This window comes from Pseudomonas sp. GW821-FHT10C09 (genome assembly GCF_059415465.1).
Window position 1 is genome coordinate 1 of sequence record NZ_JBWKNG010000027.1, and the last position, 26,887, is coordinate 26,887.

The 26,887-nt window shown below is 54.3% G+C and carries 27 protein-coding genes and 1 tRNA gene; 9 read left to right on the forward strand and 19 right to left on the reverse strand.

The genetic code is table 11. The annotated features are described in order from the left end of the window. The 4 genes from AC07N8_RS24405 to AC07N8_RS24420 form a co-directional block, all read left to right on the forward strand. On the forward strand, positions 1-275 hold a 275-nt coding region (locus tag AC07N8_RS24405), incomplete at its 5' end, for a hypothetical protein (RefSeq protein WP_493146189.1). A gap of 61 nt (positions 276-336) precedes the next feature. Beyond that, positions 337-612 (forward strand): hypothetical protein, encoded by a 276-nt coding sequence (locus tag AC07N8_RS24410; protein WP_493146187.1) that lies wholly within the window; start codon positions 337-339, stop codon positions 610-612. Positions 613-614: 2 nt separating this feature from the next. Next, entirely contained in the window at positions 615-977 is a 363-nt protein-coding gene (locus AC07N8_RS24415; RefSeq protein ID WP_493146185.1) for a DUF1413 domain-containing protein, read from the forward strand. A gap of 292 nt (positions 978-1,269) precedes the next feature. Beyond that, positions 1,270-1,662 carry a hypothetical protein gene (locus tag AC07N8_RS24420; protein WP_493146183.1) on the forward strand — a complete coding sequence of 131 codons (393 nt, stop codon included), beginning with the start codon at positions 1,270-1,272 and terminating at the stop codon, positions 1,660-1,662. Between the two features lie 157 nt (positions 1,663-1,819). Here AC07N8_RS24420 and AC07N8_RS24425 read toward each other — a convergent pair whose 3' ends face one another. Continuing rightward, positions 1,820-3,205, reverse strand: a complete 1,386-nt coding sequence (locus AC07N8_RS24425) for a hypothetical protein (RefSeq protein ID WP_493146181.1) — start codon at positions 3,203-3,205, stop codon at positions 1,820-1,822. Between the two features lie 279 nt (positions 3,206-3,484). On the opposite strand from AC07N8_RS24425, the gene AC07N8_RS24430 reads away from it, so the two are divergent. Further along, complete coding sequence (locus AC07N8_RS24430) at positions 3,485-3,703, forward strand: hypothetical protein (RefSeq protein WP_493146179.1); 219 nt, start codon at positions 3,485-3,487, stop codon at positions 3,701-3,703. 778 nt (positions 3,704-4,481) lie between these two features. Beyond that, positions 4,482-5,096, forward strand: a complete 615-nt coding sequence (locus AC07N8_RS24435; RefSeq protein ID WP_493146177.1) for a hypothetical protein — start codon at positions 4,482-4,484, stop codon at positions 5,094-5,096. A gap of 72 nt (positions 5,097-5,168) precedes the next feature. On the opposite strand, the gene AC07N8_RS24440 is transcribed toward AC07N8_RS24435, so the two are convergent. Beyond that, positions 5,169-5,444: a hypothetical protein gene (locus tag AC07N8_RS24440; protein WP_493146175.1), complete on the reverse strand. Its 276-nt coding sequence runs from the start codon at positions 5,442-5,444 to the stop codon at positions 5,169-5,171. A gap of 211 nt (positions 5,445-5,655) precedes the next feature. On the opposite strand from AC07N8_RS24440, the gene AC07N8_RS24445 reads away from it, so the two are divergent. Then, complete coding sequence (locus AC07N8_RS24445; RefSeq protein WP_493146173.1) at positions 5,656-6,273, forward strand: recombinase family protein; 618 nt, start codon at positions 5,656-5,658, stop codon at positions 6,271-6,273. A 401-nt stretch (positions 6,274-6,674) separates the two neighbouring features. Here the strand turns inward: AC07N8_RS24445 and AC07N8_RS24450 are convergent, their stop codons facing one another. From AC07N8_RS24450 to AC07N8_RS24500, 11 genes are all read right to left on the reverse strand, one after another. Further along, the gene (locus AC07N8_RS24450) at positions 6,675-8,327 is read right to left on the reverse strand and encodes a type I restriction-modification system subunit M (protein ID WP_493146171.1); all 1,653 of its coding nucleotides are present in this window, start codon (positions 8,325-8,327) and stop codon (positions 6,675-6,677) included. Between the two features lie 359 nt (positions 8,328-8,686). Further along, a complete protein-coding gene (locus AC07N8_RS24455; RefSeq protein WP_493146169.1) occupies positions 8,687-9,775 on the reverse strand; it encodes an AAA family ATPase in 1,089 nt (362 codons plus the stop codon). Next, on the reverse strand, positions 9,772-11,025 hold the full coding sequence (locus AC07N8_RS24460) for a restriction endonuclease subunit S (RefSeq protein WP_493146167.1): 1,254 nt from the start codon (positions 11,023-11,025) through the stop codon (positions 9,772-9,774). Before AC07N8_RS24460 ends, AC07N8_RS24455 begins: the two co-directional genes overlap by 4 nt. Positions 11,026-11,028: 3 nt before the next feature. Beyond that, complete coding sequence (locus AC07N8_RS24465) at positions 11,029-14,049, reverse strand: type I restriction endonuclease subunit R (RefSeq protein WP_493146165.1); 3,021 nt, start codon at positions 14,047-14,049, stop codon at positions 11,029-11,031. Between the two features lie 567 nt (positions 14,050-14,616). Further along, a tRNA-Thr gene (locus tag AC07N8_RS24470) sits at positions 14,617-14,692 on the reverse strand. A 77-nt stretch (positions 14,693-14,769) separates the two neighbouring features. Then, complete coding sequence (locus tag AC07N8_RS24475; RefSeq protein ID WP_483840940.1) at positions 14,770-15,594, reverse strand: FkbM family methyltransferase; 825 nt, start codon at positions 15,592-15,594, stop codon at positions 14,770-14,772. A gap of 343 nt (positions 15,595-15,937) precedes the next feature. Next, a complete protein-coding gene (locus AC07N8_RS24480; protein ID WP_493146163.1) occupies positions 15,938-17,170 on the reverse strand; it encodes a methyltransferase in 1,233 nt (410 codons plus the stop codon). Then, complete coding sequence (locus AC07N8_RS24485) at positions 17,151-17,840, reverse strand: ABC transporter permease (protein ID WP_123435418.1); 690 nt, start codon at positions 17,838-17,840, stop codon at positions 17,151-17,153. The genes AC07N8_RS24480 and AC07N8_RS24485 overlap by 20 nt, the downstream gene beginning before the upstream one ends. Continuing rightward, positions 17,837-18,532, reverse strand: a complete 696-nt coding sequence (locus tag AC07N8_RS24490) for an ABC transporter permease (protein WP_483840942.1) — start codon at positions 18,530-18,532, stop codon at positions 17,837-17,839. Before AC07N8_RS24490 ends, AC07N8_RS24485 begins: the two co-directional genes overlap by 4 nt. A gap of 78 nt (positions 18,533-18,610) precedes the next feature. Further along, positions 18,611-19,357 (reverse strand): ABC transporter substrate-binding protein, encoded by a 747-nt coding sequence (locus AC07N8_RS24495; protein WP_493146161.1) that lies wholly within the window; start codon positions 19,355-19,357, stop codon positions 18,611-18,613. Positions 19,358-19,370: 13 nt separating this feature from the next. Beyond that, positions 19,371-20,144 carry an ABC transporter ATP-binding protein gene (locus AC07N8_RS24500; RefSeq protein ID WP_483840943.1) on the reverse strand — a complete coding sequence of 258 codons (774 nt, stop codon included), beginning with the start codon at positions 20,142-20,144 and terminating at the stop codon, positions 19,371-19,373. A 552-nt stretch (positions 20,145-20,696) separates the two neighbouring features. Here AC07N8_RS24500 and gabP point away from each other — a divergent pair. Both gabP and AC07N8_RS24510 read left to right on the forward strand, forming a co-directional pair. Next, the gene (gene gabP / locus AC07N8_RS24505; RefSeq protein ID WP_027922188.1) at positions 20,697-22,088 is read left to right on the forward strand and encodes a GABA permease; all 1,392 of its coding nucleotides are present in this window, start codon (positions 20,697-20,699) and stop codon (positions 22,086-22,088) included. A gap of 378 nt (positions 22,089-22,466) precedes the next feature. Then, a complete protein-coding gene (locus tag AC07N8_RS24510; RefSeq protein WP_027922187.1) occupies positions 22,467-22,793 on the forward strand; it encodes a hypothetical protein in 327 nt (108 codons plus the stop codon). A 79-nt stretch (positions 22,794-22,872) separates the two neighbouring features. On the opposite strand, the gene vapC is transcribed toward AC07N8_RS24510, so the two are convergent. The 6 genes from vapC to AC07N8_RS24540 form a co-directional block, all read right to left on the reverse strand. Then, entirely contained in the window at positions 22,873-23,280 is a 408-nt protein-coding gene (vapC, locus tag AC07N8_RS24515; protein ID WP_493146157.1) for a type II toxin-antitoxin system tRNA(fMet)-specific endonuclease VapC, read from the reverse strand. Further along, positions 23,280-23,510 (reverse strand): type II toxin-antitoxin system VapB family antitoxin, encoded by a 231-nt coding sequence (gene vapB, locus AC07N8_RS24520; protein ID WP_194940893.1) that lies wholly within the window; start codon positions 23,508-23,510, stop codon positions 23,280-23,282. The genes vapC and vapB overlap by 1 nt, the downstream gene beginning before the upstream one ends. Positions 23,511-23,695: 185 nt before the next feature. Further along, on the reverse strand, positions 23,696-24,148 hold the full coding sequence (locus AC07N8_RS24525; RefSeq protein WP_493146155.1) for a hypothetical protein: 453 nt from the start codon (positions 24,146-24,148) through the stop codon (positions 23,696-23,698). Positions 24,149-24,154: 6 nt separating this feature from the next. Then, entirely contained in the window at positions 24,155-24,571 is a 417-nt protein-coding gene (locus AC07N8_RS24530; protein ID WP_493146153.1) for a hypothetical protein, read from the reverse strand. 30 nt (positions 24,572-24,601) lie between these two features. Beyond that, positions 24,602-25,576: an alpha/beta hydrolase family protein gene (locus AC07N8_RS24535; protein ID WP_493146151.1), complete on the reverse strand. Its 975-nt coding sequence runs from the start codon at positions 25,574-25,576 to the stop codon at positions 24,602-24,604. Positions 25,577-25,645: 69 nt separating this feature from the next. Then, entirely contained in the window at positions 25,646-26,704 is a 1,059-nt protein-coding gene (locus tag AC07N8_RS24540; protein WP_493146191.1) for a PDDEXK nuclease domain-containing protein, read from the reverse strand. Between the last annotated feature and the right edge of the window lie 183 nt (positions 26,705-26,887).

A 26,887-nucleotide genomic window follows, 5' to 3' on the forward strand; every position in this document is an offset into this window, starting at 1 on the left:
GTGATCCCCCGCCGGCCAATGAAGCAATTTTGCCGCAGGCCAGACAGGGGAGCTACTTTTTCAACAGAATCGGCCAAAAGGGGACATACAGCAATGGAATAGTCGTGCAGCCAAAAGCCATGGGGGTAGCACGACAGCGTCAAGCACCCGATCAAGCCTGCTGGCGGCCCAGCAAGCCGAGTGGAGGGGTCAGGTACATGTTGAGGTTGGTCATTCCTCTGGATACTCCCGTTGTTGCGATTGCTCAATTCATCTTAGATGTCTTAGAGGCCTAAGATTGACACAGATGCCTTAGATGGGCAGAATTCGAGACCTCAACAACGAGGAGATGCACCCATGGACAATCGTCACGTACCTACCCCCGCCGATGCCCATTTCGAGGCTTGGTTTTTGGCCGAAGCGGCGTTGCGTATGAATGCACGTTCACTTCAGAAGGGTCAGGTCAGCCATGTGCGCAAGCTAGTCGGCGAAGAAATCTGGGAGCGTCTGGATGGCATTGGCAACTTGTTCGGCAAGCATGTAGCCAAGAACCTGGAGTATTTCTCGTTGGAGTTCGATGAACATCAGGGTACTCGCTCGATGTACCGCCGCCGCGAAGATCACCTGGTGTAACCATGACTCTACAAGTCCACTTGGAATTAACCGGCGTCCTGGAAAAATGGGCGCGTGAGCAGGCTGACCCCGTGCAGGCAATCGTACAGGCGCTGGGCACCCACGTTTTAACGGAATTGACGCCATTCGAGACTGCAGCTGCGATGCTCAAGGACAAGGTTAAATCCTTACCGATGGGTTTCGAATTCAACATTCAGCAGGTTATCGGACACGACACCTGGCAGGTTCTTAACCGTGAATCACGACTAGGCCTGGGCCGTTACGTGCGAGCGAACCAAGAGGCATTTGGGCTGGTGTTCGTGAGGAAAAACTCATCCAACCATGCAATCTACAAGCGCACCGAATCAGATGAGATTGAGCTCTAGGTAAATTTTTGCATCAATTTTATAAAATATGGGCCAATTCCGATAAATAGCCGACCGGTATGGGCCGTTCACACGTCCGTCCGCTTTCGACCTTGTGAAACGCACATGCCATAAGCTTTTACGAGGGGCATTACCCTATCTGTGGCAACCTGCATACTCTCTAAAAGCTTGCCTATCCCGCTTGGACTGGCCAGCGTATTGGGGTGGATGCCGGTTGCACTGATATGCATTAGGCTCAGCCCTCGCACAACATTTGCATCGCATGCGGGAGCGCTAATAATATGTGGATGGAATGCTGAAGGCAGACATGGAGCTCCTTACCCTGACGATACTGACCACCATTGGCCAAGTGCCCGACATAAAGATTCAAAGTTTATGGGAGCGGGTATGTGTGGCACACCAGCCGCCTGCAAAGGAGGAGCTCCTTGAAGCACTTTGCACCTTGCGGGAAAAGGGAAGCGTGGCTGTCCAAGAACTGAATGGCGCGTGGGTGTTTCGCTTGGTTGCAGATGGCGAGATGGTTGATGCTGAGGGTGAGTACTGCGAAGAATTCGCCCAAAAGATTCTTGCCATTGAAGCCAATGAAAAATTTACGGAGATTGACTGCGACGCCCATTTTGCCTATCTAGACAGTTTGATTGAGCAAGCCCGTGCGCTGAAAGAAAATGGCGGTAAGCTGGATTAGAAAATCTGCAAACGTTGCAGGATTGAGCCTTCGCAGTAATGGCGCGCCAGGCAGCAATCGGCCAACAACGGACGTTCGGCACAAGTAAATTAACAGCCGAAAGCGGCCGTTCACAACTGGTCGCTTCTGCCATATTGCTGGCTTTTATTCTCATCAATTATTTTGGTTTACGTCCCTTGATCCCCGGGCTACAAGCTGGGCAATTAATTTTCCCGGCCTGTCGGGCTTTCTGCAGTAATTGCGCTACGCCTTCCTCGCGGTAATGTCCGCATCCGAGACATTGTATAAGGTTTTTCACCTGTAAGACCTTTTTCGTAATAGGGTCTCGTTTTGATGATGGATAATTTGTCACCATCTTATGGTTATATCGCCGGAGTTCCTCGCCTACTTTAATTCGAGCATCTTGCCGTCGTGCCTTTTCCTTTTTCGCAACAACATTTCGGTGAGTTTTGGCACATTCCGCACAAGGGGGTGGAAAACTTTTTCCGCTTTCAGGCCCGCTAAATAGCCACTGGTACAATTTGGATCGAGTCCATTCCTCCACTTTAGCTCTAGGGTGTCGCTCGCATTTGAGGGTTAATGTTTGAAATTCAGTGCGAATGGACAGCTGGTTCACGCCCGCATATCTGTAACCCCGCTCTAAGAGGCGATCCAAAAAGCCCAACCACATACCGGCGTGGCCCTCTCGGTCGCAAAACGGACAACCTGTTTTATCTAGCGAAATATTTTCCAGATCGAGCACTACTGCTCCAAACTCGCCCCCGCAAGTATGCCGCCACTGAGTTTGCCTGGTTCGTCCTAGCCATGGACCGATCAGGGTGAGGTCGCTTGGAACTTTAGCAGTTGCAGTACGACCCAGCTCGCGGTAAAGCTCCAGTGGGGCGATCTCAATACCATCTTGGCGAAGTAGCAAACCTACAGAAAATGCGGCAGTTTTGAACTCCTTGAGCACCTGAGGAAGATAGTTCTGACCGAAAGTGTTAATGCGAGGGCCGTCAAACCACACCGTTCCCACACGCCAGCCTTTCATAGGTCCTTGGGTGTGGATTCCGCCGTTATCCCGAGCCTCTTTGATTGAATCTAGCCGATGTCGTTCTAGCGCTGGGATTCGTTGGTGGAATATTGACACACCTTTGCCGGGATCGTGATAGTCGGAATGGTTTTCGAACGCAACTTGGCGCGATTCGGAGGCCGCATCGAAAATCAGTCGTCTTTGCGGGTTCAGCGGGTCCAAACCCACAATGGGCTTGGAACACCAGTCATCGGAGCCTACAGAATAGTGCCGTAGCAAGGCATACAGCAGTCGCTCACCAAAAGGAGAATTACAATCAGGACAGCCACGCCTACGAAGGTGTCCATACATGCGTGTCATGATGTGGTCGGCTGCACAAGTGACGTCGACATTCGTCGTCGTAGTAATGCGGCCATCGGGATGCACGCTTTTCAGATGTAAGCCGTAGATCAACAGTCGCTCTCGTGCTTCTTCAACGGTAAGCGGAGCGTTACGTTGTTTAGTTTCAGTAGAAATTGCAGCGTCTTCCATCAAGTCATACTTCGCAAGAAAAATGGGTAGCAATTGTAACGAAAAATAACGTTACCCCTGATTTTCTAAACTCTTCCGAGCTTTCGCTTTGGGTCGTTCACTGCCGGTAATGTTTGCTAAGGGGGCGGGTAAAATCCGCGCAGATAGTTGGTTAGGTCGAATGCAAATGGGTGGTCAAGTCAGTGTAGTTGCCCAAGCGTCAGCGGATTTGGAGAAGTGGCTCAAGCCAATGGCGAGTTCAGCTAGTCTTCCCGCACCAGTTACTCAAGGATGATTCCCATGTCAGATAACTCCGAAGCCAACATAGCCACAGCAGACGCACTCACACTACTCCTGCACAACCAGCACGCCATGTGTGCGGCCATTGAGGAGGTGACCAAGTGGATTTCTGAGAATGGTGTGGGGAGCGTTGCCGCCAACGCAATTGCGGCCATGGAAACGCTGGATCGGATTGCTCAAGACATCACAGGCGCAATCATGCGACTACGGCAGTTATAGGTATGTCGAAATAGGCCGGCTACGACCACTGACATACAGACAAAAAAAAACCGCCTAGGAGGGCGGTTTTTTCGTGGCCAACCCGATTAGGAGATCGGATGGCGGCTCACAGGGAGCATTCACGTGCAAAGAAGAATACAAGCAGACGCAAGTGCGCGCAATAATTAACGATTAGTGGCGCACAGCACGCGCACCCAGTGTTTACAAGGGTTGGCGGGTTTTTACGTCGCAACGTCGCGTGGTGCCATGCAGTAGTGCGCCTACTGAAGAGCAGTTGCCCGGCAGTATTCGCAATACTGCCGGGCAACTGCTGTGCACATCCGGTGAAATGAGTTTTGCGTTTTTTTTTACTTTTGCTGCTTTTTGGCTCGAAAAATTCGTTAACATACCGGCAGTTTCGCGATTCTTACTTGATGCTCTTTGCCAAGTTTTGATGCGAACCGAACCTCTCACCACGGGCTAGGAATCCGTGCCGGAGCAACACGAGAGGCCAACAGCTTAGCCGCCTCACAGGGAGCATTCACGTGATCCCAAAGGTACGCGTTTTCCGGGTTAAGCGTACTGGAGGTTGGCCCAACTACGGGAGGGCCAACGCATGTCGAAATACTTCAAACATGCGTGGGATTTCGTAGTGGTTTGTTTACGTGTTCATCACGTTTTCGAATTGCTGCGTGATCGCTTCGACGACCTGTAACCAGGTCGCGAACGTAAGACCGCTTCAGCTTCGGTTGAGGCGGTTTTTTTTGCTAAAAAAACTATCAAGGACAGCGGAGTGACCATGGAAAACAGGATTGAAGAAGCTCGCACTTTTTACACCCAAACCCAACCGACCCTAGTCATGATTTTTGAATCGCTTTGGACTCAGGTAGTGCAGAAGGAACAGTACGAAGATACCCGATCCCGTCAGCAGAAAGAGATCGCTTTCCTAGAGAGTAACGGCACTGTGCTTCGTGAAGCAGCAGCAGAAACGTTGACCCGGCAAAAACTGAAGCTTGCCGCGTCTGAAGCTGCCATCAAGTCGACAGATCTAACGATCAATATCCTTGCCGGTACGGTGCTTCAGATTGCGAAGCAGGCCATTGCCATCCGTCATGGCGTATCGATCGATGATTGCGAACTGCAAGGACGAGAGATATCGGGTTCGTGTGTGCGTGATCTGATTTGGATTGGGCGTAATCAAGCAATGCACTACGAAGAGACAAGCGCGACCAAAACGCCGGTTTTGCGCAAAAGTGGATGGGTAGACCTATTCGCAATTTTGGATTCGCATCATGAAGGGATTTTCTCACTAACCCCGCCTTTCGAATCCAAGGCTATGGAAATCATCAAACTGCTCGGATGGAATCGCTTTGACCGGTACGAAGCCGACATGCAAGATTTAGCTATCGTCTGATCGCAGCGTGACGTGGTAGACCTCTGCATCCAATAAAAAACCCGCCGTAGCGGGTTTTGAATGAAAAACGGCTTATTCGTTCGCATCAGCCATTTCTTCGCCTTCATAGCCCCATCCCTGCTGTTTAGCCTTTTCCACCAGCTCGGTGATTAGCGCCATATTGGGCAGGCGTGCTTGACCACGGGCTGCTTGAAGAGACCCGTCTTTACGCTTCCAAATGAAGCGATAGCCTCGTTGTTGAGTACCTTCAGCGTAATTGTAGATACACCACTGGAAGCAGAGTCTCCATCCATTTGGGAAGACCTTTTCAACATTTTCTACAACCGTAACGCGAGCTTGAGCCGCCATAAATCACCACCGAAAACAATTAAGCGCTTAACTGCGCAATTAAGATCTTAATTGATTTTTGGGCGAGAACAAGTGAATTTTCGTTGTTTTTTATGGGTATGCCTTAGCTGATACGGGCGTATTCAAATTTATTTGCCATTTCCGCTTGATAAGTGACACCCATAGTGCAACAGTATTAGTAGAACACCCTAACTGATACGTGAGGCACATCATGTTCATCCGCGCATATCTCCGAGCATCAACCGAAGAGCAAGACGCCAGCCGCGCCCAGGCCTCGCTTGAACAGTTCGCCAGCGACCATCACAAGGACATTGCGAGCGTGTATCTGGAGAATGCCAGCGGCGCCTCCGCAGACCGGCCCGAGTTGCTGCGTCTGCTTAAAGATGCGCGCAAGGGTGACGTGCTGCTGGTGGAGTCGATAGACCGGCTTTCCCGCTTGCCGGTGGAGGATTGGCAGAAGCTCAAAGCCACGATTGATTCCAAGGGCCTGCGTATCGTCGCGCTCGACCTCCCGACCAGTCACCAGGGAATGCAGGACACGAAGGGCGACGAGTTCACCGGGCGGATGCTTGGCGCTATTAACTCGATGCTGGTGGAAATGATGGCAGCCATTGCGCGCAAGGATTACGAGCAACGCCGCGAGCGTCAGGCCCAAGGTATCGAGAAGGCCAAAGCTGCAGGTAAGTATCAGGGCCGGCCTATTGATGAAGATCTGCACAAGCGCGTTACGGAACTGCTCGGTGCAGGCCTTGGCATTCGCGCAACAGCCAGGCACGCCAACTGCTCAACCACCACAGTCCTCAGGATCAGGGACTTGGCCAGTGTCTGAATGCGAAGCCACGGTAGATTTCTGCCTTACGCCGCTGTCAGTTAGGGTTGTTCTCTCGCTCTCGTAACAGGTAGAAATCGGCCAAAAGCACACGCTCAGCCGTACAGACTAAGCGGCCGTTACTGTCTCTCTCGTTTAGGCTCGATGAATTGATAGTTACATCTGCATTTTTTTGAAAGTTCGCATTAGCTCAGTGCTTGGCTCGGTGCTGCCAGTTATGCAGTGCATTGACCTCAAACCTGTGACGATTGCCAGTCAGGTTGTTTTGCACCTGCTTGAGCGTCAAGAACGTAATATCATTAACTGACTTTCAGCGATTTCTTTGGTAGGTGCAGCATAGTGCACTGGGTTCAAATCTTGTTGCAGTGTGAACTCACCGTGCTGCACCAACCTAATAGCTATTACTCTAATGCCTCCGAACCATACGGCAGTGGTGGCAGACCAAGTTCCTTAAGAAACTTATTGTGTTTATCTGTAGCCGTCTTGATCTTCTTATCCAGTACCACAAGCTCGCCACGAACGGCCGTCAGATTTATCACCTCGTCCGCCGCTGCCGTATTGACGTACCGAGATATATTCAGGTTGAAATCGTTCTTCTCGATCTCCTCCATGCTTACCCTCCGCGCATAGCGCGGTACTTCCGTGGGGCGATGCATGTAGGTCTCGATGATTTGTTCTATATGCCGATCTGCCAGCTGATTCTGCCGCCTGCCCTTCTCGAAATGTTCGGCCGCATTGATAAACAGCACATCATCCGACCTTTTGCACTTTTTCAGCACCAGAATGCAGACTGGAATGCCAGTTGAATAGAATAGGTTAGCCGGCAAGCCAATCACGGTATCAATATGCCCATTCTGCAGCAGCTTGCGACGAATGCGTTCTTCCGCACCACCACGAAAAAGTACGCCGTGTGGCAAGATAATGGCCATCACACCATCATCTTTCAGATAATGCAGCCCGTGTAGCAAAAAAGCGAAATCCGCCGCACTCCGCGGTGCCACACCGTGATTTTTGAATCGCATGTCTTCGCTGATGGTGTCGCTAGGGTCCCATCGATAGCTAAATGGCGGATTAGCCACCACCGCGTCAAACTGGGGTTTTTTCGCCGGGTTAGTCTCGCGTAGGTAATCCCAGGCGTTGGTAAGCGTGTCACCGTGGTAGATTTCGAACTCGGTATCTTTCACCCCATGCAGCAGCATGTTCATGCGTGCCAGGTTGTATGTGGTGACGTTGTACTCCTGCCCATAAATCTTGCCGATGCTGCCGCCCGCATCCTTCAAGCGGTGCCGTATATTCAGGAGCAGCGAGCCCGAGCCGCAGGCGAAATCCAATACACTATCCAGCTTCTTGCGCGGGCCGGTCTCGGGTGCCTGGCCGTCGAGCGTTACGATGGCGGAGAGAATGTTCGATACCTGCTGAGGCGTGTAGAACTCGCCTGCCTTCTTGCCTGAACCCGCCGCGAACTGCCCGATCAAATATTCGTAGGCATCGCCCAGCGTATCTGTGTCGGTGGAGAACAGCGACATGCCGCGAGCCAGCTCCGAGAGGATTGAGCATAGCTTATCGTTGCGCTCAGAGTACTGACGGCCCAGCTTGTCCGACGCAAGGTTGATCTCTGAAAACAAGCTTTGGAAGTTGCTTTGGAAGGACTCATTCTCGATGTACTTGAAACCGCTCTGCAGGGTGTCGAGCAGCTTACTGCTTTGAGATTTAGCCAGGCGGACAATGTTGTTCCACAGGTAAGTGGGCTTGATTACATAGTGCACTTTGCGGCGCATCTGCTTTTCAAACTCCGCCACATCGCTGGCGTTCTCTTCGTACCAGATCTGAAGAGGTATCTCGGCTTTTGATTGCTCCATCACGTCTTGCGCTACTGTCGGATAATCCGGCCCTAGCTCCCTCTTGGCCGCCTGCTCATAATTGTCCGAGAGATAGCGCAGGAAGAGAAAGGACAGCATGTAATCGCGAAAATCGTCGGGGTTCATTGACCCGCGCAATTGATCGGCAATTGCCCAAAGGGTCTTGCCCATCTGTTTCTGGTCTTGTTCGGTCATGGTTTTGGTAGTTTCTTGAGTGTGTTTTCCAGTGATTTCAGCTCGGTGTCGTCTTGCGCATCGGCTTGGCGCACCTTTTTCTGATTGCAGCACTGGTCATATTCGAGATAAAACGAAGTGGCGGCGCGCTCCCTTCGCAAGTTTCGCAGAATGCCCGGAGAAGGGACCAATATAGTATCGTTTTGGCTAATGATCTGATCCCCGTTCTGGCGTGAGAGACTTGTGGGGATGGGCTTGCAGTGCCTGAAGCACAGCTCAGCCATCTTCGTAAGCAGCAGGTGGACCGTCGGCCTTCCGGCCCAGAGCCTAATTCGGCTACGTTTGCATTTGGCTGAATAGAGCATCAATTCGTTCATTTATCACGACGCATCCGCATGCAAAACGAAGTTATATTTTTCGATAAGGCCTTTCATGACCTCATCAAAAATATCCAAGTTGTCTTGAACAACGACATCCGACTCGTAGTAATAGACCTTTTTGTGCGATAGAGCATTTACTATATCCGCCACCCGATTAGGGTCTTTTATGCCGACTTGACTCAATACATAACTAAACTGCCCAACGCCAAGAAACGATGCTACATTTTCTAGAACCTGCCGCAGCATTGCGAAGTGATATGCTCGAATATCTTTGGCTTTATGGGCGGTGGTCAGAACCTGGAGCATTTGCAAATGGTATAGGAACACGTCTTTTTCACACTTTTCTAGCACAAGCTCGCCCGATTTCGCGCTAAGGGTGTAGTGCTTTGTGTGTTTCTTGAATTTACTACTCTTCTCACCCTTGCCAAGCCAGTCGCTAAGGATCGAGAACAATCCAATATGATGCGTAGTCACGATTATTTTGCGCTTTTCGAACTGGCTCTCGATTAGATCGAATAGCGTCGCAGCCGTTACGAAAATGTTGTGGTCGTCAAGGCTGGACACTGGATCATCAATAAAAAAGTGACTCGATTGCTTGTCGGCCCAACCTTCAACCTCGAACAGAGCAAGGAAGAAACACCAAACAAAGATACGTTCTTCTCCCCGCGACAACTTAATGGGCTTCTGAGGCTCGTCCGGGTTCGGGTTCGGGATAAAGAATTCAATTGACTCAATTCCCTTCTCCGGATCGTCTTCGTGTAAGTTCAAAGAGAATCCAAACTTTGGCTTGTAGGCCCTTAGCTTCTCACGAATATTATCTTCTGTTAGCAGAGCGTGGAACTTGCTGAGACTGCTCGACAACAAAGTCAGCCGAATCTCCGCGCCATTATTTATCTCATCATTATCCCAGACAAAAAGGTCTTCGCTGTAAGCGTTATAGTAGACCCCCGTGTGGCTGCCGTCCGCTAACTTTGTAGCGTTCTTGTACGCCACGCTTAGTTGTGTCTTGCCAGTTGCGTTGAATGCATACGCAAGCGTTATCCGCGTAGCGTCATCGCGAAGTGATATAGCGATTTCTTCGAGTGTCATTTCCCCTCCAAGACTGGGAAGAGTTGCTGCCTTAAGCCATTTTTATGGATGTTCAGCACAACGAGCTTGTTAGCTTCCGCTTCAATCTGAGAGTCTAGCGAAGAAAGAAATTGAGTGATCCGCTGCTGTTCGGCAGGTTTTGGAATCTTCAGCGTGAGAGCCTTGAGCTTGTCAGTATCCAATTTCCCAGTTCCATGCCCTGCTATGTCGACCATCTTTAACAAGCGTTGCTTATTTCCCAGAAGCAAGAACGCAACAAAAAGACCTTCCATTTCGCCCTTTGGCCGAAGAGCTTTCACATCTTGGTTAAGGCTCATCTCCCGACACAATACGCAGATGGGAACATCTTTGAGCAACGTCATACCTCGCGTCAGTATGAGCACCGTACCTGCGGGAACTAACTTCGCTCCGCTGTCGATGGCAGAGGCCGAAATATGGTCCTCGGAGTCGGTTAGGAACAGCCGCTTCATGTCTTTGGCAGAGATCCACGGAGTTGAGCCATTCCAAAATTCAGGATTGGCCTTCGATGGAGTACCACCCGATTGAAAGTCCACCAAGGCATCCAGACTTGTCGGTTCCCACTCGGGCGCGTCGAGGAACTCTGGAAAGCGAAGGCGAGGGAGAGTCTCGCGTTCGCGGGTGAAGACCTGCTGCATCAGAACGCGTTGGTAGGACTTCAAAGACTCAACTTTTTGCCCCTGCGCAGCAATCAATTCTTCCAGCGACATCAAGCAGTCCGCGATTTTCTTTTGCTCGTTCTCGTCTTTAGGGTATGCAACTTCAATTTGAGAAAATGCTTGGTACTTTAAATTCAATGTATCCTTCACGAGGCCTTGCGAAAACTGCCTGAAAAGGCGTATCAACGAAGCCGTCTTGAAATAAAACGTAAAGAAAAGACTGCAAGTGCCTTCGGCCGGTGCACACACCGTATAGGCCGGACTGACCAGTCCCTCGATTCCGACGTAGGCGCTCCTCCCCTCCCACATCCTCATCGTGTTATAGGCTATATCACGGGGCACGACTCTCAGATATTTAGACTTGTCTGCGCTTGAATTATTCTTCCGATTGGTCGCGTCCTGGGGAACTATTCCCTCCTTGTCCATAAGTGAGAGAAGAGGAAGGTTAGTGAAACCCGCTTCTTGTCGCTCGGAAAAAAGTTGGCCTAAAGGGGCGTACTCCCAATTGCCACGCCCCTGAAACTCGGGAAATCTTAACTTCGGAACCGCCGGTGCCTTACTTGTTTTCGCCATTGTTCAATCCTCATAGGCCTGGAGGCCTGAAATCTCTCGGCCTCCGGCGCGTTTCTTTAGCAACGGCACCAGCTCGCTCATCAGAGCCAGCTCCTTCTGCGCACGGGCTTTCCAGCCGAGCTCCAACGGGGCGAGCAGTTCGGTGAGTTGTTCGCCGTCGAAGATGCGGCGCTCGAGCACACCATCCACAAAGCTTTGCAGCGTCGTAGGGGACAAGCCGTGCTTGGTAGCGAGCTCGGTCAGTTCATGGATGGTTTTCACTGCTTTAAATTGCTGATAGCCGGCACGGATGGCGCGCTCGTCTAACCCCTCGCCGGCAGTGAGGCTCATCACGTATTCGGTGATGTCTTCGCGCTCGTCGATAAATTTGGCGTCGATCGCGATCAGGCTGGCCAACTGTTCACGGCTCATGGTGGCTTTGCCGGGCTTCTTAGTGGAGAAGTCGGCAATCAGCTTCATGATGTAGTCGTAATCGATGGTGGCGGAAGCGAAGAGCACGAACTCGAAATCAACCTGGTCCAGCTTCTCGCGCTTTTCATCACCGGGCTTGGCCCGCTCGTCCCTGAGGCGTCTTGCCGTTTCCAAGTACTGGCCGCGGAAGGCGTTGAGTTCGTCAGGTGGGAGTATGACCTGTATAGCATCTACCTGCGCGGATGTGAGGTCAGTGTACTGGTCGAGCTGAGTTTGCATCTTTTGCACCCGCTTGAAGGCTTCAACAAAGCCGATGCGTGCTTCGTCGCCCTTGAGGTTGGCGATCTCTTCTGGTTTGCCTGACAGCCCGTATGCCTCCATGAAGCAGTGAAGGCCGAGTGCTGCTTCTCGAAGCTTTTCTATGACAGCAGGGGCTTTGTCTACCAGCCAGATTTCACGCGCCTCATCGTTCTTTGCGCCCGAAAAAAGCGCAATGGCAGCGTCCACCGCCTCTTGCTGTCCTCGAAAGTCAAAGATGTGGCCAAAAGGCTTGGTCCCATTCAACACGCGGTTGGTGCGGCTAAAGGCCTGAATGAGACCGTGGTATTTGAGAGTTTTATCGACATAGAGTGTATTTAGGTACTTGCTATCGAAGCCGGTGAGTAGCATGTCGACGACTATAGTTATATCAATCTTATGCTCCAGGACACTGGAGTTAGCTTTGCGTAGATCAGAATCGGGCCATTGCTGATCCTTGATGCGTTGCTGCACGTCCTGATAGTAGAGATCGAATTCCTCGATTCGGTGATTCGTGCCAAAACGGGCGTTGTAGCTGGCGATGATGGCCTGCAATGCTGCCTTTTTGGCATCTGGTTCCTGCTTGTTGTCTTCCAGCTCGGTGGGAAGATCCTCCTGCAACTGGCGCACGTCAGAACTCACATCGCCCGGCGGAGAGAATACGGCTGCAATACTGAGCGGTGTGAAATTAGCCTCCTTTTGCTGTTTCTCTGCCTGAATCTCTTCAAATAGGGTGTGATACTCGATGGCATCATTGATGGATGCTGTGGCGAATATTGCGTTGAATTTGCGTGCGCCCGTAGCAGCGCCGTGCTTGGCAAGTATGGCTTCGACAATGGCGCGCTTGGCGATCTTCTCGCCCTGTTTTGGTGGGTTCGTGCCGTCGGGCTTGAAGTAGTCAACGTGAAACTTTAAAACATTGCGGTCTTCAATTGCGTGGGTGATGGTGTACTCATGCAAGCATTGCTGGAAGAGATCTTCCGTGGTCTTCAATGTCTGCTCTTCACCCGTAATCTGCTTGATAGTCGCGTTGTCCGAAAAAATTGGTGTTCCGGTAAAGCCAAAGAGCTGAGCCTTGTGGAAGAATTCCTTGATGGTCTGGTGATTCTCTCCGAATTGGGAGCGGTGGCACTCGTCGAAGATGAACACGATGCGCTTGTGGCGCAATGCTTCGAGCTGGTCAGCGTATGTCGCGAGGCCACGCTTTTCCATGTTCTTGTTACGATTGCTATTCTCGTTCAGCGCTAGGCCCAATTTCTGAATGGTACAAACGATGACCTTGTCAGCCGCGTCATCGGAAAGCAGGCGGCGGACCAGCTCGCTGGTGTTGGTATTGCTTTCGACGCAGCCTTCCTGGAAGCGGTTAAACTCCTCGCGTGTTTGGCGATCGAGATCTTTGCGATCGACTACGAAGAGGCACTTTTCAATGTTTGGATGGGCCTTGAGCAGGGTGGAGGCTTTGAAGCTGGTTAGCGTCTTGCCACTGCCCGTGGTATGCCAGATGTATCCGTTCCCGCTGTTTTCTTCGATGCACTTGACGATGTTTTTAACGGCATAGATCTGATAGGGCCGCATCATGAGCAATTTCTGCTCGCTTGCGACCAGCACCATGTAACGGCTAATCATCTGACCGAGCGTGCACTTGGGCAGGAACGCATCGGCAAACTCATCGAGCCCACTTAATTTAGTGTTATCCAGCGCAGCAAATTGGTAAATAGGGAGGAAGCGCTCATCGGCGTTGAAGCTGAAATGGCGGGCGTTGTTGTTGGCGAAGTAGTAAGTTGAATCACGATTGCTGACAATAAACACCTGCGTGAAGCACAACAGCGTGCGGCTGAAACCGTTACCAGGATCGTTTTTGTATTCGACGATTTGCTCGATAGCGCGGCGCGGATTAATGCCCAGCATTTTTAGCTCAATCTGTACGACCGGCACACCGTTGATGAGCAGGATGACGTCAAAGCGGTGATGGCTGTTATTGGTGTTGATTCGCAGCTGATTAACAACCTCGAAACTGTTCTTGCACCAATCCTCAATATTAACAAGGGTATAGTTCAACGGCGTGCCATCTTCGCGAATAAAGCTATTGCGAGTGCGGAGCGTTTGAGAAGCGGTGAACGCATCAGGCGTGACAACCTCTTCTAGCAGACGTGAAAATTCTTCATCTGTGAGATTGACACGGTTGAGCTGCTGAAACTTTTCGCGAAAGTTGGCTTCGAGCGCGGCGCGGTCGCGGATGGCTGGGCGATAGGTGTACTTGAGGTCGCCTAGCTTGGCGAGCAGGCCCTGCTCGATCTGGTATTCACTCATTGTCATGCATCGTCCTGCCGTCATAGAAGCTTTGGTGTCGCGGATAGGCAGCTAGCAATGGCCCATCACAGTGACGTCAAGCATTCGCCTCAGGGGAATACCCCGCTGGGCGGTCCAGAATCAATCGTGCGCGTACCTCCACCGCCAAGTCTTGACCATCAATCGCAACACGCGGCGCTCAAGATCAGCCGCCAGGCGCAAAAGTGCTGTGATTTCGGCGGAGGTACGGATAGAAGAATTTCGCCCTTCAGGCGTGGGAGAGCTGAGCCCCATTAATGATGTCGCGCAAATGTACTGCCTTTGCTTCGAAGTTAAAAATACAAAATCCTTCGATAAGGCGCTGCGCGGCTTGGAGCTCGAATAGGCTTCCTTCGCTAGGGCCATCACATCGTCCAATCTTGATCCATGCGGCTTAAGACACACGCTACTTCTGGTCACGGGGGCCTGACATGATGGGCAGCTTCCGGTCCCAATCAAATGAGAAGCTGTGACCAAAGCTGTGACCAAAAGGAGCATTGTTCGCCAGAAACAAAAAAGGCCCACCTGTCGGTGAGCCTAAGTTGTTGATCTATATGGTGCCGGCACCAGGAGTCGAACCCGGGACCTACTGATTACAAGTCAGTTGCTCTACCAACTGAGCTATACCGGCGTGTTGGGCGACGATTATAGCGATTGGATTGGTTCTGTAAACCCCTGAATTCAGACTATTTTTGCGCAGGCGTCAGGTCAGGCGCGCAGCAGGGTTTTCTTGAGTTTCTGGAGGGCTTGCCAGGTGCGGCTGTTTTGCATCGCGCGCAGCTGTGCTTCGGCCTGTTCGGCGCGTTGCAGGGCGGCGGCGAGTTGCTGTTCGGCGTCGCCGACGGGGTGGCTGAAGTTGTGGCCTTTGCAGAACTGGAATTCGTCCAGGTTGCAGGGCGGGATGTCGAAGGCGGGTTTCAGATTCAGATGTTCTTCGGCGAGGTAATAGGTGTTGATGCCGTCGAACAGGATGGACTGATAGCCGGCGTCGGTGACGAGGGTTTCCCAGGTCTGGTCGCGGTCCCACGGGGTTTCGATGAGGATGACCCACGGCCGCCACTGGGTGAAGTCCATGCCGCGCAGCACGGTTTCTTCGTGGCCTTCGACGTCGATTTTCAGGAAGTGGATCGGGCGGCCCTGTGCGTGTTCTTCGCAGATGGAGGTCAGGGTGCGGGACTGGACGGTTTGGCTGCGCACGTCCATGCCGGCATCTTTGTGCATTTGCGCCATGGCCGGGTCGACGGTCGAGAGGCCGGTGCCGGCGATGCCGTAGAAGGTCAGGCTGTCGGCGCTTTCGCCGGCCACGCATTGCAGATTGGTGTCTTTGGGACGTTGCTGGCACAGGGCTTCGTAGTAGTTGGGCATCGGTTCTATGTTGATGCCGGTCCAGCCATGGTCGTAGAACGCTTTGGTGACCGAGTCATGGGTGGGGTCGTTGGCGCCGACGTCGATATAGAAGCCGTTCTCGACGGTTTTGAGGGCGCGCCACAGGCGTATGTCTTCGAAGTTCTGTGCGTAGGAAATGAACGTCACTGTCGCATCCTGTCGGTCGAATTTTCTTGTTCGTGGCCGCGCTGATGGCGTCCTTGCGTGTTTGTATAACAAGAGTCGGGAGGCGGTGCAATTTTCCCCACCTGAGGTCCGGGTTTAGGCGCTTATGTCCTTTGCGTTGAATGCTTATGCACAACGGCGGCGGTGGCATTCTGCGCTCACCAGTGTTTTTGTGGACCTGTTCTCATTTGTGCGCAAATCCCTGTTTTTCAGGATTTTTTCGTGTGTGTACGAAAAATGAACAGTTCCGTTTCACCCTTGAAACAGCTGTAGATATTGGATCCACGATATTTTCATCAACAGAGTTATCCACAGGCTGTGGCTTTTACGGGCGTTCCGCCAAGAGCAGGAAATTACGTGGCGTGAGCGGTGTTTCGCAGAAGGTCCCGAGGCGAATGTTGTACCCCTGATCGGCAAGGAAAACGGCTCGGTCGAGGACCAGCCAAAGCTCCAACGGGCGTCGGAAAAGTCCGCGCAGCAGCTCCAGATTGCGTACTTGCGCCAAGCGTTGCCATCCAGCGGCTTCGAGAGCGGACCAGTCTTGCGAGCCGACTGTGGATAACTGTTTCAGTGCGGCCAGATGATGGCAGTACTCGGCAAAGGATTTTTCCAGCCAGGCACTCGGCAGTGAGGGGGTAGGCAGGTATTCATCGACGCCGCGCAGTTGCCGTTGCAGCAAGTCGAACCCCAGGCGCCGGGCCATGGAGGTGTCGCGTTGACGTCGCACGCGAGCGCCAGCGGTGACGGTTTCGCTCATGGGCAGGGCGAGATCGTCGAGGGACAGTTGTAGGTCGGATCGCAAACCGACCGAGGAAAGCGGCTGATAGGCCGAATGATTGATCCGGTTATAACAGCAGGGCGCGATGGCCAATTGTTTGCAACCTGCCGCGCTGGCGAGCTGGATCAACCGCACATGCAGATCACCGCAGGCGTGTAGCGCCACCGGGGTGTGATCAATATTCAACAAATTCGCGGTGCCAGGCGCGAGCACATCCTGTTCGACGTGCAGCGCCCGCAATTGATGACGCTGGCTGAGTGCCTGTCCGCTGGCCACCAGCGCCGGGTCGTATTCCAGGCAAGTCAGTTGTTGCCCGGTTTGCAGTAAACGCCGACCCAAGTGGCCCTTGCCCGAACACCAATCCAGCCAATGCTTCGGCGGCGCCGTAAACGACAGGCGACTGGCGAACGCCTCGATTTGTTGCCACTTGCGTCCTGGCACATCGACGTTCAGCCGATGCCCGGCTGCTTGCAGCGAATGCGCCGGTAACTCACCCACAGAACTCAATTCAAGGGACAACGCCGCCAATGAAGCAAACGGCTCCGGCGCATCCAGCAAACAAGGTTGGTTGTGAGCAAGTTCTGCGTCATCCAGCGACCGTCCCCGTAGCCAAAGTGCCAACTCCGGGTAGGACGTTTCCCAAGGCAGTTGCAGATGAGTAAACGGACGAGGTTTCCACAGCGCTTGATGCTTAATCAGGAAAGCATCCAGCGCGGTGAAGCGGGCGAGCAGGTCCTCGCCCGTCAGCACGCGGGAGGAATCAACGCCCTTGGCAGGCATCGACGCGCAACCAGCGCTCCAGCAGCTTGAAGCCGCGAACCAGCACGTAAGCCATCAACAGATAGAACATACCTGCGGCGAAGAAGATCTCCACCGGCAGGTAGGTCCGGGCAATGATGGTGCGGGCCATGCCGGTCAGTTCCAGTAGGGTCACGGTACTGGCCAGGGCGCTGGCCTTGAGCATCAGGATCACTTCGTTGCTGTAGGCCGGCAGGCCGATGCGCGCGGCACGCGGCAGGATGATGTAGAACAGCGCTTTGGCGCGGGACATGCCCAACGCGCGCGCCGCTTCGATTTCACCCGGCGGAATCGCCTGGATCGCACCGCGCAGGATCTCGGCGATGTAGGCCGCGGTGTGCAGGGTCATGGTCGCGGTGGCGCACCAGAACGGATCGCGCAGGTACGGCCACATCGAGCTGTTACGAATCGCATCGAACTGCGCCAGGCCGTAATAGACGAGGAACAGCTGAACCAGCAACGGCGTGCCACGGAAAAAGAAGATATAGCCGTAGGGAAATGCCCGCACGTACCAAAGCCGCGACGAGCGCGCGATGCCCAATGGAATAGCCAGCAGCAAACCAGCGATCACGGCGATGGCCACCAGTTCCAGGGTCAGCGTTGCGCCTTGGGCCAGTTTCGGCAGCCACTTGATGATGACTTCCCAGTTCATTGGGTGCTCCTCGCGAAGCCGCGAGCGGCACGTCGTTCCATCAAATGCATGCCGCTCATGGCGAGCACGGTCAGGCCCAGGTACATGAACGCGGCCACCATATAGAAGGTGAACGGTTGCTTGGACACGGTCACGCCGATTTGCGCGTGACGCATGATTTCTTCCAGGCCGATGACCGACACCAGCGCGGTGTCTTTCATCAGGATCATGAACAGGTTGCCAAGGCCCGGCAGGGCGATGCGCCACATCTGCGGCATGATCAGTTTGATAAAGATGCGGAATTTCGACAGGCCCAAGGCCACGCCGGCTTCACGGTGACCTTTGGGAATCGCCAGGATCGCGCCGCGAAACACTTCAGTGGCGTAGGCGCCAAAGCACAGCCCCAGTGCGATCACGCCGGCAGCGAAGGCATTGAGTTCGAGATCGGGATTGCCGAAAAACTCGCCCAGGGCACGCATCAGGTTGACCGTGCCGAAGTAGATCAGCAGCACCCAGAGCAATTCCGGGATGCCGCGAACCAGTGTCGAATAAGTGCCGCCAAGCCATTGCAACGGCTTGTACGGGGATGTCTTGGCCAAGGCGCCGAGCAAACCGAGCACCAGCCCCAGACACAAGGCCGAGAGTGCCAGTTTTACAGTCATCAGCGCGCCAGCGGCGAGCGCCGGGCCAAATCCGTAGAGATCGATAGTCATGGGTTTCTTTTCAAATCGCGGCAGGCAATGCCATGGACTGGCACCGTTAGCGAACGGCGCCGGTCCGGCAGGTCAGAATCAATAGATGCTGAACGGGAAGTACTTGTCGTTGATTTTCTTGTAGGTGCCGTCTTCGACGATTTCCTTCAGGGCGAGGTTCAGCTTCGCGCGGATCGGGTCGCCTTTACGTACAGCGATACCGATTTTGTCGCTTTCTTCCACAGGGTCGCCCTTGAACTCGTAAGACCGGCCGGCGTCGCTTTTCAGCCATTCGTAGTTGACGTATTTGTCGGCGAGGATGCCGTCCAGGCGACCGGAGGTCAGGTCCAGGTAAGCGTTTTCCTGGGTGTCGTAGAGTTTGACTTCGACGCCTTCCATGTTGTCTTCCATCCAGGTACCGGCGAGGGTCGCACGTTGTGCGCCGATCACTTTGCCTTGCAGGGAAGCCTTGTCGGTTTTGAAGTCGACGTCTTTCTTGGCGATGAACTGCAGCTTGTTGGAGTAGTACGGGTCGGTGAAGTCGACCGCTTGCTTGCGCTCGTCGGTGATCGACATCGAGGAGATCAGGAAATCGAACTTCTTGGCGTTCAGGGCCGGAATGATGCCGTCCCAGTCGGACGTGACCACGGTGCATTCGACTTTCATCTTGGCGCACAGGGCGTCGCCGATTTCCTTGTCGAAGCCGACAACGTTGCCACTGGCATCTTTATTGTTGAACGGCGGGTAGGCCGCTTCGATGCCCATCTTCAGGGTTTCGGCCATGGCACCGGCGCTGAACGCCAGGGTGACGGCGGCAGCCAGGAAGACTTTTTTGAAGTTCTGCATGCGGGTAGCTCCGTTAGCGGTTGCTGGACATGAATTGTTTGCAGCGCGCCGAAAGCGGGTTGTCGAACACCTGCTGTGGCGATCCTTGCTCTTCTACCAGGCCCTGGTGGAGGAACACCACTTCGCTGGAGACCTGACGGGCAAAGCCCATTTCATGGGTCACGAGCAACATGGTGCGGCCTTCTTCAGCCAGTGCGCGGATGACATTAAGTACTTCCTGGACCATTTCCGGGTCAAGGGCGGAAGTCGGCTCGTCGAACAGGATCACCTTGGGTTGCATCGCCAACGTGCGGGCGATGGCCGCGCGTTGTTGCTGGCCACCGGACAATTGCGCCGGGTAGGCGTGGCGCTTGTCGGCGATGCCGACCTTGGCCAGCAAGGCTTCGGCGACTTCGATGGCTTCGGCTTTGCTTTGACCGAGCACGCGACGCGGCGCTTCGATGATGTTGTCGAGCACGCTCATGTGCGGCCAGAGATTAAAGTTTTGAAACACAAAACCAATCTCGCTGCGCAGGCGGTTGATCTGCTTGCCATCGGCAGCGACCAGTTCGCCATTCTTCGCGGCCTTGAGTTTGAGTTCTTCGCCGGCCACCAGGATCTGGCCCTGGTGCGGGTTTTCCAACAGGTTGATGCAACGCAGGAACGTGGACTTGCCGGAACCGGAAGAACCCAGGATCGAGATCACGTCGCCGTCGCGGGCGGTCAGCGAGATGCCTTTGAGCACCTCAAGCTGTCCGTAGCGTTTGTGCAAGTTGCGGATTTCAAGCGCGGGCGCGGCCTCAGCCATGTGCGTTCCTCATAGTGTTTTGCTCCTGCTGTTGGCAGCCTTCCTGGCGAGGCGGCCAAGCTAGCATAGCGTTTGAATGGCAGCCAACAGCGTGGCGGGCGGTAAACGGACGTGACGTGGCAGGTTGTCGCATCGCTACAGCAGACTGTCGCGCTGCTATCAACCGAACAGCCGTTTGAACCAGTTGCCCGGCGGGTGTCGCGTAAAAAAAGGCGCGATGTTGCCAGCTTTGGCGGGGTGTTGGAAGCGCTAACCGGCCAAACGTTCCTGTTCTGCACTTTTATTGTGCGTCGAGCATTTTCCGGGTGTGTTTCCGGTGCGCAGATTCGTTCTTGAAAGTGGGTCGCAGGGTAACGCTTTGGCAAAGTGCCATTATTTTCAATGGGTTGCGATGACTGTCCGGTCTGGATGAGATCGCCGTGGTAGACGGTTTTGAAACATTTTGGCGCAATTATTGCGTACAGAATCCAGAACGCCCCGTTGGTTTCTTTTTACGAGAAAGAAATTGAGGCGGGATGCACGCATTCGCTTTTCCTTACAAAGGTAGTTTCAATGAGCAGTACCCCAAGCTCCAATGGCCTCGAACAGGGGCTCAAACCGCGTCATGTGACCATGCTGTCGATTGCCGGGGTAATCGGCGCCGGCTTGTTCGTAGGCTCGGGTCACGCCATCGCCGCCGCAGGCCCGGCCGTGCTGCTGGCTTACGCCGCCGCCGGCATGCTGGTCGTATTGGTGATGCGCATGCTCGGCGAAATGGCCGTTGCCTCGCCGGACACCGGCTCCTTCTCGACGTATGCCGATCGCGCGATCGGTCACTGGGCCGGTTTCACCATCGGCTGGTTGTACTGGTGGTTCTGGGTCTTGGTTATCCCGCTGGAAGCCAACGCCGCCGCAACCATCCTGCACGCCTGGTTCCCGAACGTGGCGATCTGGGCTTTCACGCTGATCATCACCCTGCTGCTGACGGTGACTAACCTGTTCAGCGTAAAAAACTACGGTGAGTTCGAATTCTGGTTCGCCCTGATCAAGGTTGTGGCGATCATCGGTTTCATCGCCCTCGGCGTTATGGCTATCTTCGGTTTCTTGCCAAGCAGCCAGGTCAGCGGCGTTTCGCACCTGTTCGACACCCAAGGCTTCCTGCCAAACGGCATGGGCGCGGTACTGGGCGCGATCCTGACCACCATGTTCTCCTTCATGGGCACCGAGATCGTGACCATCGCGGCCGCGGAATCGAAGAACCCTGGTCAGCAAATCTCCAAGGCCACCAATTCGGTGATCTGGCGGATCGGCTTGTTCTACCTCGTATCGATTTTCATCGTTGTGGCCCTGGTGCCATGGAACGACCCGATCCTGGCCAGCGTTGGTTCGTACCAGACTGTGCTTGAGCGCATGGGCATCCCGAATGCCAAGCTGATCGTCGACATCGTGGTTCTGGTTGCTGTGACCAGCTGCCTGAACTCGGCGCTGTACACCGCCTCGCGCATGATGTTCTCCCTGGGCAAGCGCGGTGATGCACCGGCCGTTTCCCAGCGCACCAACAAGAGCGGCACCCCGTACTGGGCCGTCATGCTGTCCACCGGCGCTGCATTCCTCGCGGTATTCGCCAACTACGTGGCCCCGGCCGCGGTGTTCGAATTCCTGCTGGCCAGCTCCGGCGCCATCGCCCTGCTGGTGTACCTGGTGATCGCCATTTCGCAACTGCGCATGCGTAAACAGCGCATGGCTCGCGGTGAGAAAATCGCCTTCAGCATGTGGCTGTTCCCGGGCCTGACCTACGCGGTGATCATCTTCATCGTGGCGGCCCTGACCATCATGTTGTTCCAGGAAGCCCATCGCGTAGAGATTCTCGCGACCGGCCTGCTGGCGCTTTTGGTAGTCGCGGCAGGCGTGCTGGTGGCTCGCCGTCGTCACAATGAGAAGCTGAGCGCAGCCTTGGCGCGCTGAGAGATCTGACTCGAGCCAATTGATGTTGAAACACCGAAACGACCGCCATCAGAGATGATCGCGGTCGTTTTTTTGCCTTTCTTCAAGTGCTTTATTGGGTAGTAAGCGGATAGACACGATGATGGCAAGATAGTAGCCTTTGCGTCGAATGTGTATCCCGCTGTTACGGGATGCGATGGAGTTTCAGGACACGGATTGTTCGACGCCCTCAGCCTTTGCGGCTAAAAGCCCCCGACCCTTTCTTGCCTGCTCCTTCATCTGCGGTGTGTTCACAGATGCATTTGCGTGTGCCTGCCGTTCAAGCGGTAGATCAGATCAGCGTTGCATGGAGCTAGCCCGGCCATTCAGCCAACCCATTGGGGCATCAAGGAGACAGGCATGGCGTTTACATCGGTTGTGTTCAAAAACCCGAATACCGGTGCCATGAAAGAAGCGCCAATCGGCTTCTCGTGGACCGTATTTTTCTTTGGCTTTTTCCCGGCCTTGTTCCGTGGCGACTTCAAGTGGGCAGCGATCATGTTCGTTGTGGCCTGCTTCACCTTCAGCCTCAGCAACCTCGTGTTCATGTTCATCTACAACAAGCTGTACGTGAAGGACCTGATCAATGACGGTTACAAGGCTCAGTCCATCGCCAAAGGCGAACTGGGCTATGCCAGTGCCAAGCTCGGCTTTGATATCCCGCGTCTGGAAGGTGTTGCTGCCTGATTGTTGGTTTGAAGGCGTAAAAAACGGCTGCTGTCAGTGATGACGAGCGGCCGTTTTTATTTCGTTGGCTGTTTCCGACTCAAGTGGGATGAATCCAGTCTTCTACCCGTAGTCCTGAGACCCGTTCGAACTCACGGAGGTTGTTCGTTACAACAATGAACCCGCGTGATCGGGCATGTCCCGCAATCATGTAGCCGTACGGCCCAATGGGTGTTCCGGCCCTTGCCAGCTCTGACCGAATCATTCCTGTGTGCGCGGTTGCCTCATTGTCGAAAGGCAAGACCTCAAGGCGTGCTGCGAAGCTCTCGACCACCGCCAGATTCTTTTCGGGAGCCGCAGATTTTTCGGCACCGTAGATCAATTCCATCAGCGTGACTGCACTGATGCACAACTGACCGTCGTGAAGGTTGAAAGCTTCTCTTACGATTTGTGGTTTGTTTTTGATGGTGAAGATGCAGATGTTGGTATCGAGCATGAACTTGATCATCAGAACGACTCACGCTCCTGCTCGAAGGGTTGGTCGCGGTCAGTCATAAAGTCTGCGCTTACGCTATCGCCATCGAACCAGCTATCCCAAGTTTCGTCCGCTGGGGTGATGATGCGAGCCCTGCCGATGGCAACTACGTTGACTCGTTTTACATCGCTTGGCATGGCTACAGCTTTCGGAAGACGGACAGCCTGGCTTCGATTACTCATGAAAAGGGTGGTCTGTTCCATTTTTGGCCTCCGGCTTTTTGGGGTGTGTTGTGAGACCAAAGAATAGATTTAAAAAGGGATATATCAATGGGATATACAGATCCGCTGATGAGAGGTAGAGGGCGGATCCTTTTGGAGTGGTTTCCATTAAAAACGGCCGCTGTCAGTGATGACGAGCGGCCGTTTTTTGTTTCTGCCAAACGCGTTTATTCGCTCTTTTCTTCCTGCGCATCCAGCGTCTGACGATAGCTGTCCAGCGCATTACCGAAGTCGGTGATGAACTGCGGATCGGTCAGCCAGGCCTGAGCCGTTTCCCGGTCCATGCCATCAGCCCACATGCGGTAGTCGAGCAGCATGTCGGCGGCCAGGTGGGTGGCGGCCATGGCTTCGTTGTCGGCGTTTTCCATGTCCAGCAAGTCTGGATGGTCGCTGATGATGCCGGCGAGATCCGACAGCAGGACCTGAAGCATGTCGCTACGGCTGGTGGCTTCGGCGTCGTGCATCTTGCTGAACATCGCCAGGGTGTATTCCGGGATCGGCTCGCCGATTTCGTCCAGGTCATCGTCCAGCGCGGCGGGTTTGCGACCGTGGATGTTGATTTGCTTGGCTTTGGCCTTTGCGCGCTTGGCGCGTTTCTGTTGCTTGTTCAGGGATGCCATGGGAGCTCAGTTTGCTTTCTGTTGGGTTTGCGCGGCGATGATATCGGACGCTGCGACATAGTCAGCCTGGAAGGCTGGTGATTCGATCCACGCCAGGGCGCCGGCCTCATCGACTTCGGTCGACCATTGGCGGTACTCGATCAGCGCGGCGAGGATGAAGTCCATCGCGCCTTCTTCGCCTTCCTGTTCATAGACCAATTCCAGCAGCGGGTCTTCCAGGAATGCCACGCACATCGCTTGCTGGCTGGTCTTTTCGGCGTCGATCATTTTCTTGAACAACTCGGTCAGGTCCACCGATTCGAAGTCGATGCGATCGTCGTTCGGGTCCAGCTCGACCGGCGCAGCGGCACGTTGGGTGCGGTTCTGCTTGGCCTTGGCTTTGGCGCGGGTGGCGCGTTTGTTCTGCTTGTTGGCGGAGGCCATGGACGTCGTTCCGTAATGTGTTGAGAGGGCTCAGCTGCGCGGGACTCGCCGCCCGGGTGTGTCGGGGGCCAGTTCGGCGTTTTGCAGCCAGGACAATGCAATGGGCCATAGTGTGGCTTGGTATGCGCTGCGAAAAAAGGCGAAATGTCCGACTTCTTCTTCGCCGATGTCTTGCGGGGTGATTCGCAGGTGGGTGCGGGTGCTGTGAGTGAAGTAGCCGAGCAGGCGTTCAATGGCCGAAATCGTACCGTAAGGATCGTCGCTGACGCTGATCGCGAGGATGTTTGCGCTGACGCGTTCGAAGGGTAATTGACCGGTTCCGCGATGCAGGCGCCGACCGCTGGGGCGGGTTTCAAAGCGGTCGGTAGGCGTGCTCCAGTCACGAACCACGCCGGCGGGCGTGTCCTCCAGCCAGCCGAGGCGCTTGCCGGGGAAGTAGCCGTGGAGCATCGTCATCAACGGCATCAGCACGTGCCACTTGCCGAACATCCGCCAGCGATGGGCAGGGGCATAGTCGCGCCAGTAAGCGAATTGCGCGCCGACCGTCACCATCCGTCGAATGACATGTCCGGACGCCCCCAGACCCGCTGCACAGCCGCCAAAGCTGTGGGCAACGACATCGATGGGCTGCCCCGGGAATTCACGCTCAGCGCGCTTGAGCATCGCCTCAAAGTCCAGCGCGCCCCAGTCGGTCCATGAAGCGTCGAGGTTTTTGAGCGAGGCGGGACGAGATTCGCCAATGCCCCGGTAATCGTAGGTGATGACATCGAACCCGTTGGCGAACAGGTAATCAGCGAAACGTGAGTAGTGGCGGCAGCGAACCGAGGTCGCGGCGTTGATGATCACGACGGGGCGGGCCGGGTCTGGCGAGGTGTGCCGCCAGGTGAAGCCACCGAGGATGAAGCCGTCTGCGGCGGTCTCCTTGAAGGGAGCGCCGGGTGGGGTGGCAGGCAATGGCAGCTCGATCTGAGTCGGGGCCAGAGCAGGCGTGTCCTTGAAATTCATCGGTGACGTACCTTTGCGCGTAGGTGCCAACGATAGTCTTGATGGTGTTTGTGGACAATCCGCCCATGTCTATCGGCGCTTCGGATTGAGCAGCCGCTCCTCAAGCAGGGTCCGTTCCCGGTCCAGCTCTGCTCGAAGTTCCTCTTCACTCGGTAACACCAGTTTGTACTTGCTGGCGAACAGTTGCTCATGGCCCTCCAGTACCGAAAAGCGCACCACTGATTCATCTTTTTTTGCGCAGAGGATGATGCCGACAGTCGGCCCGTCCTCCGGTCCACGCCGGAGTTCGTCGTACATGCGTACGTACATATCCATCTGGCCAATATCCTGATAGGTCAGTTCGCCGCGCTTCAGATCGAAGATCACAAAGCACTTGAGCAGGTAGTTGTAAAACACCAGGTCGATGTAAAAGTCTTTGCTGTCGGTACTGATGCGTTGCTGACGGGCGATGAAGGCGAAGCCTTTACCCAGTTCGAGCAAGAAGCTCTGAAGGTGGTTGATCAATGCCTGTTCGAGTTCGGTTTCCAGGATCAGGCCCGCATTGGGCAGGCCTAGAAACTCCAGCACAACCTGATCCCGAATGAAGTCTCTTGGGTTACAGACCATTTCCTGAATATTGTTGGCGGCTTCCTCCCTGACAGCGGACCGGTCGCGACTTGCCAGCAGACGTTCGTAATACAGCGTGTTTATCTGGCGCTCCAGAGCGCGACTCGACCAATTCTGAAGGGCTGACTCGTTCATGTACCAATGACGAGCATGGTCGTTGTCGACGCGCAGAAGCCTTCGGTAGTGGGTCCAGCTCAATTCGGAACGCACTGCGTTCCAATTTGGAAAGGTCTGATAAAAATCGCGCATGTATCGCAAATTACGTTCATCAAAACCTTTCCCAAACTCGGCAGTTAGGGCTTTGGCCAACGTCGCCAACAACTGCTTCCCATAACCAGCCCTACGAGCCCCCTCCTGCTCGAATTCGACAATATGCCGCCCGATCTGCCAGCAGGTTTGCACTTGAGCCGTATCGACCGCTCGCAGCGCTTTAAGGCGTGCCTGACGGATCAGTTCGCCAAGGTTGTCCACCAATGAGGTGAGTTGTCGGTGTTGCGTGTCATGGGTTCGGACGAGGGTCATGAAGTCTTCCGCGGCTGGAGAAGCAAGCGAAAGAGGATGCCAAGAGCGCATGGGGTAGCGATGCAGTACGCCGCTGCTAATCCGGAAGGAAATGCCGGATACGTTTTGCAGGACCCAGCCCATGACAGGACGTATTTGTGGAATACAGGGTGTAGTCCGTTTCGCAGTGAACCCAAGATCAAA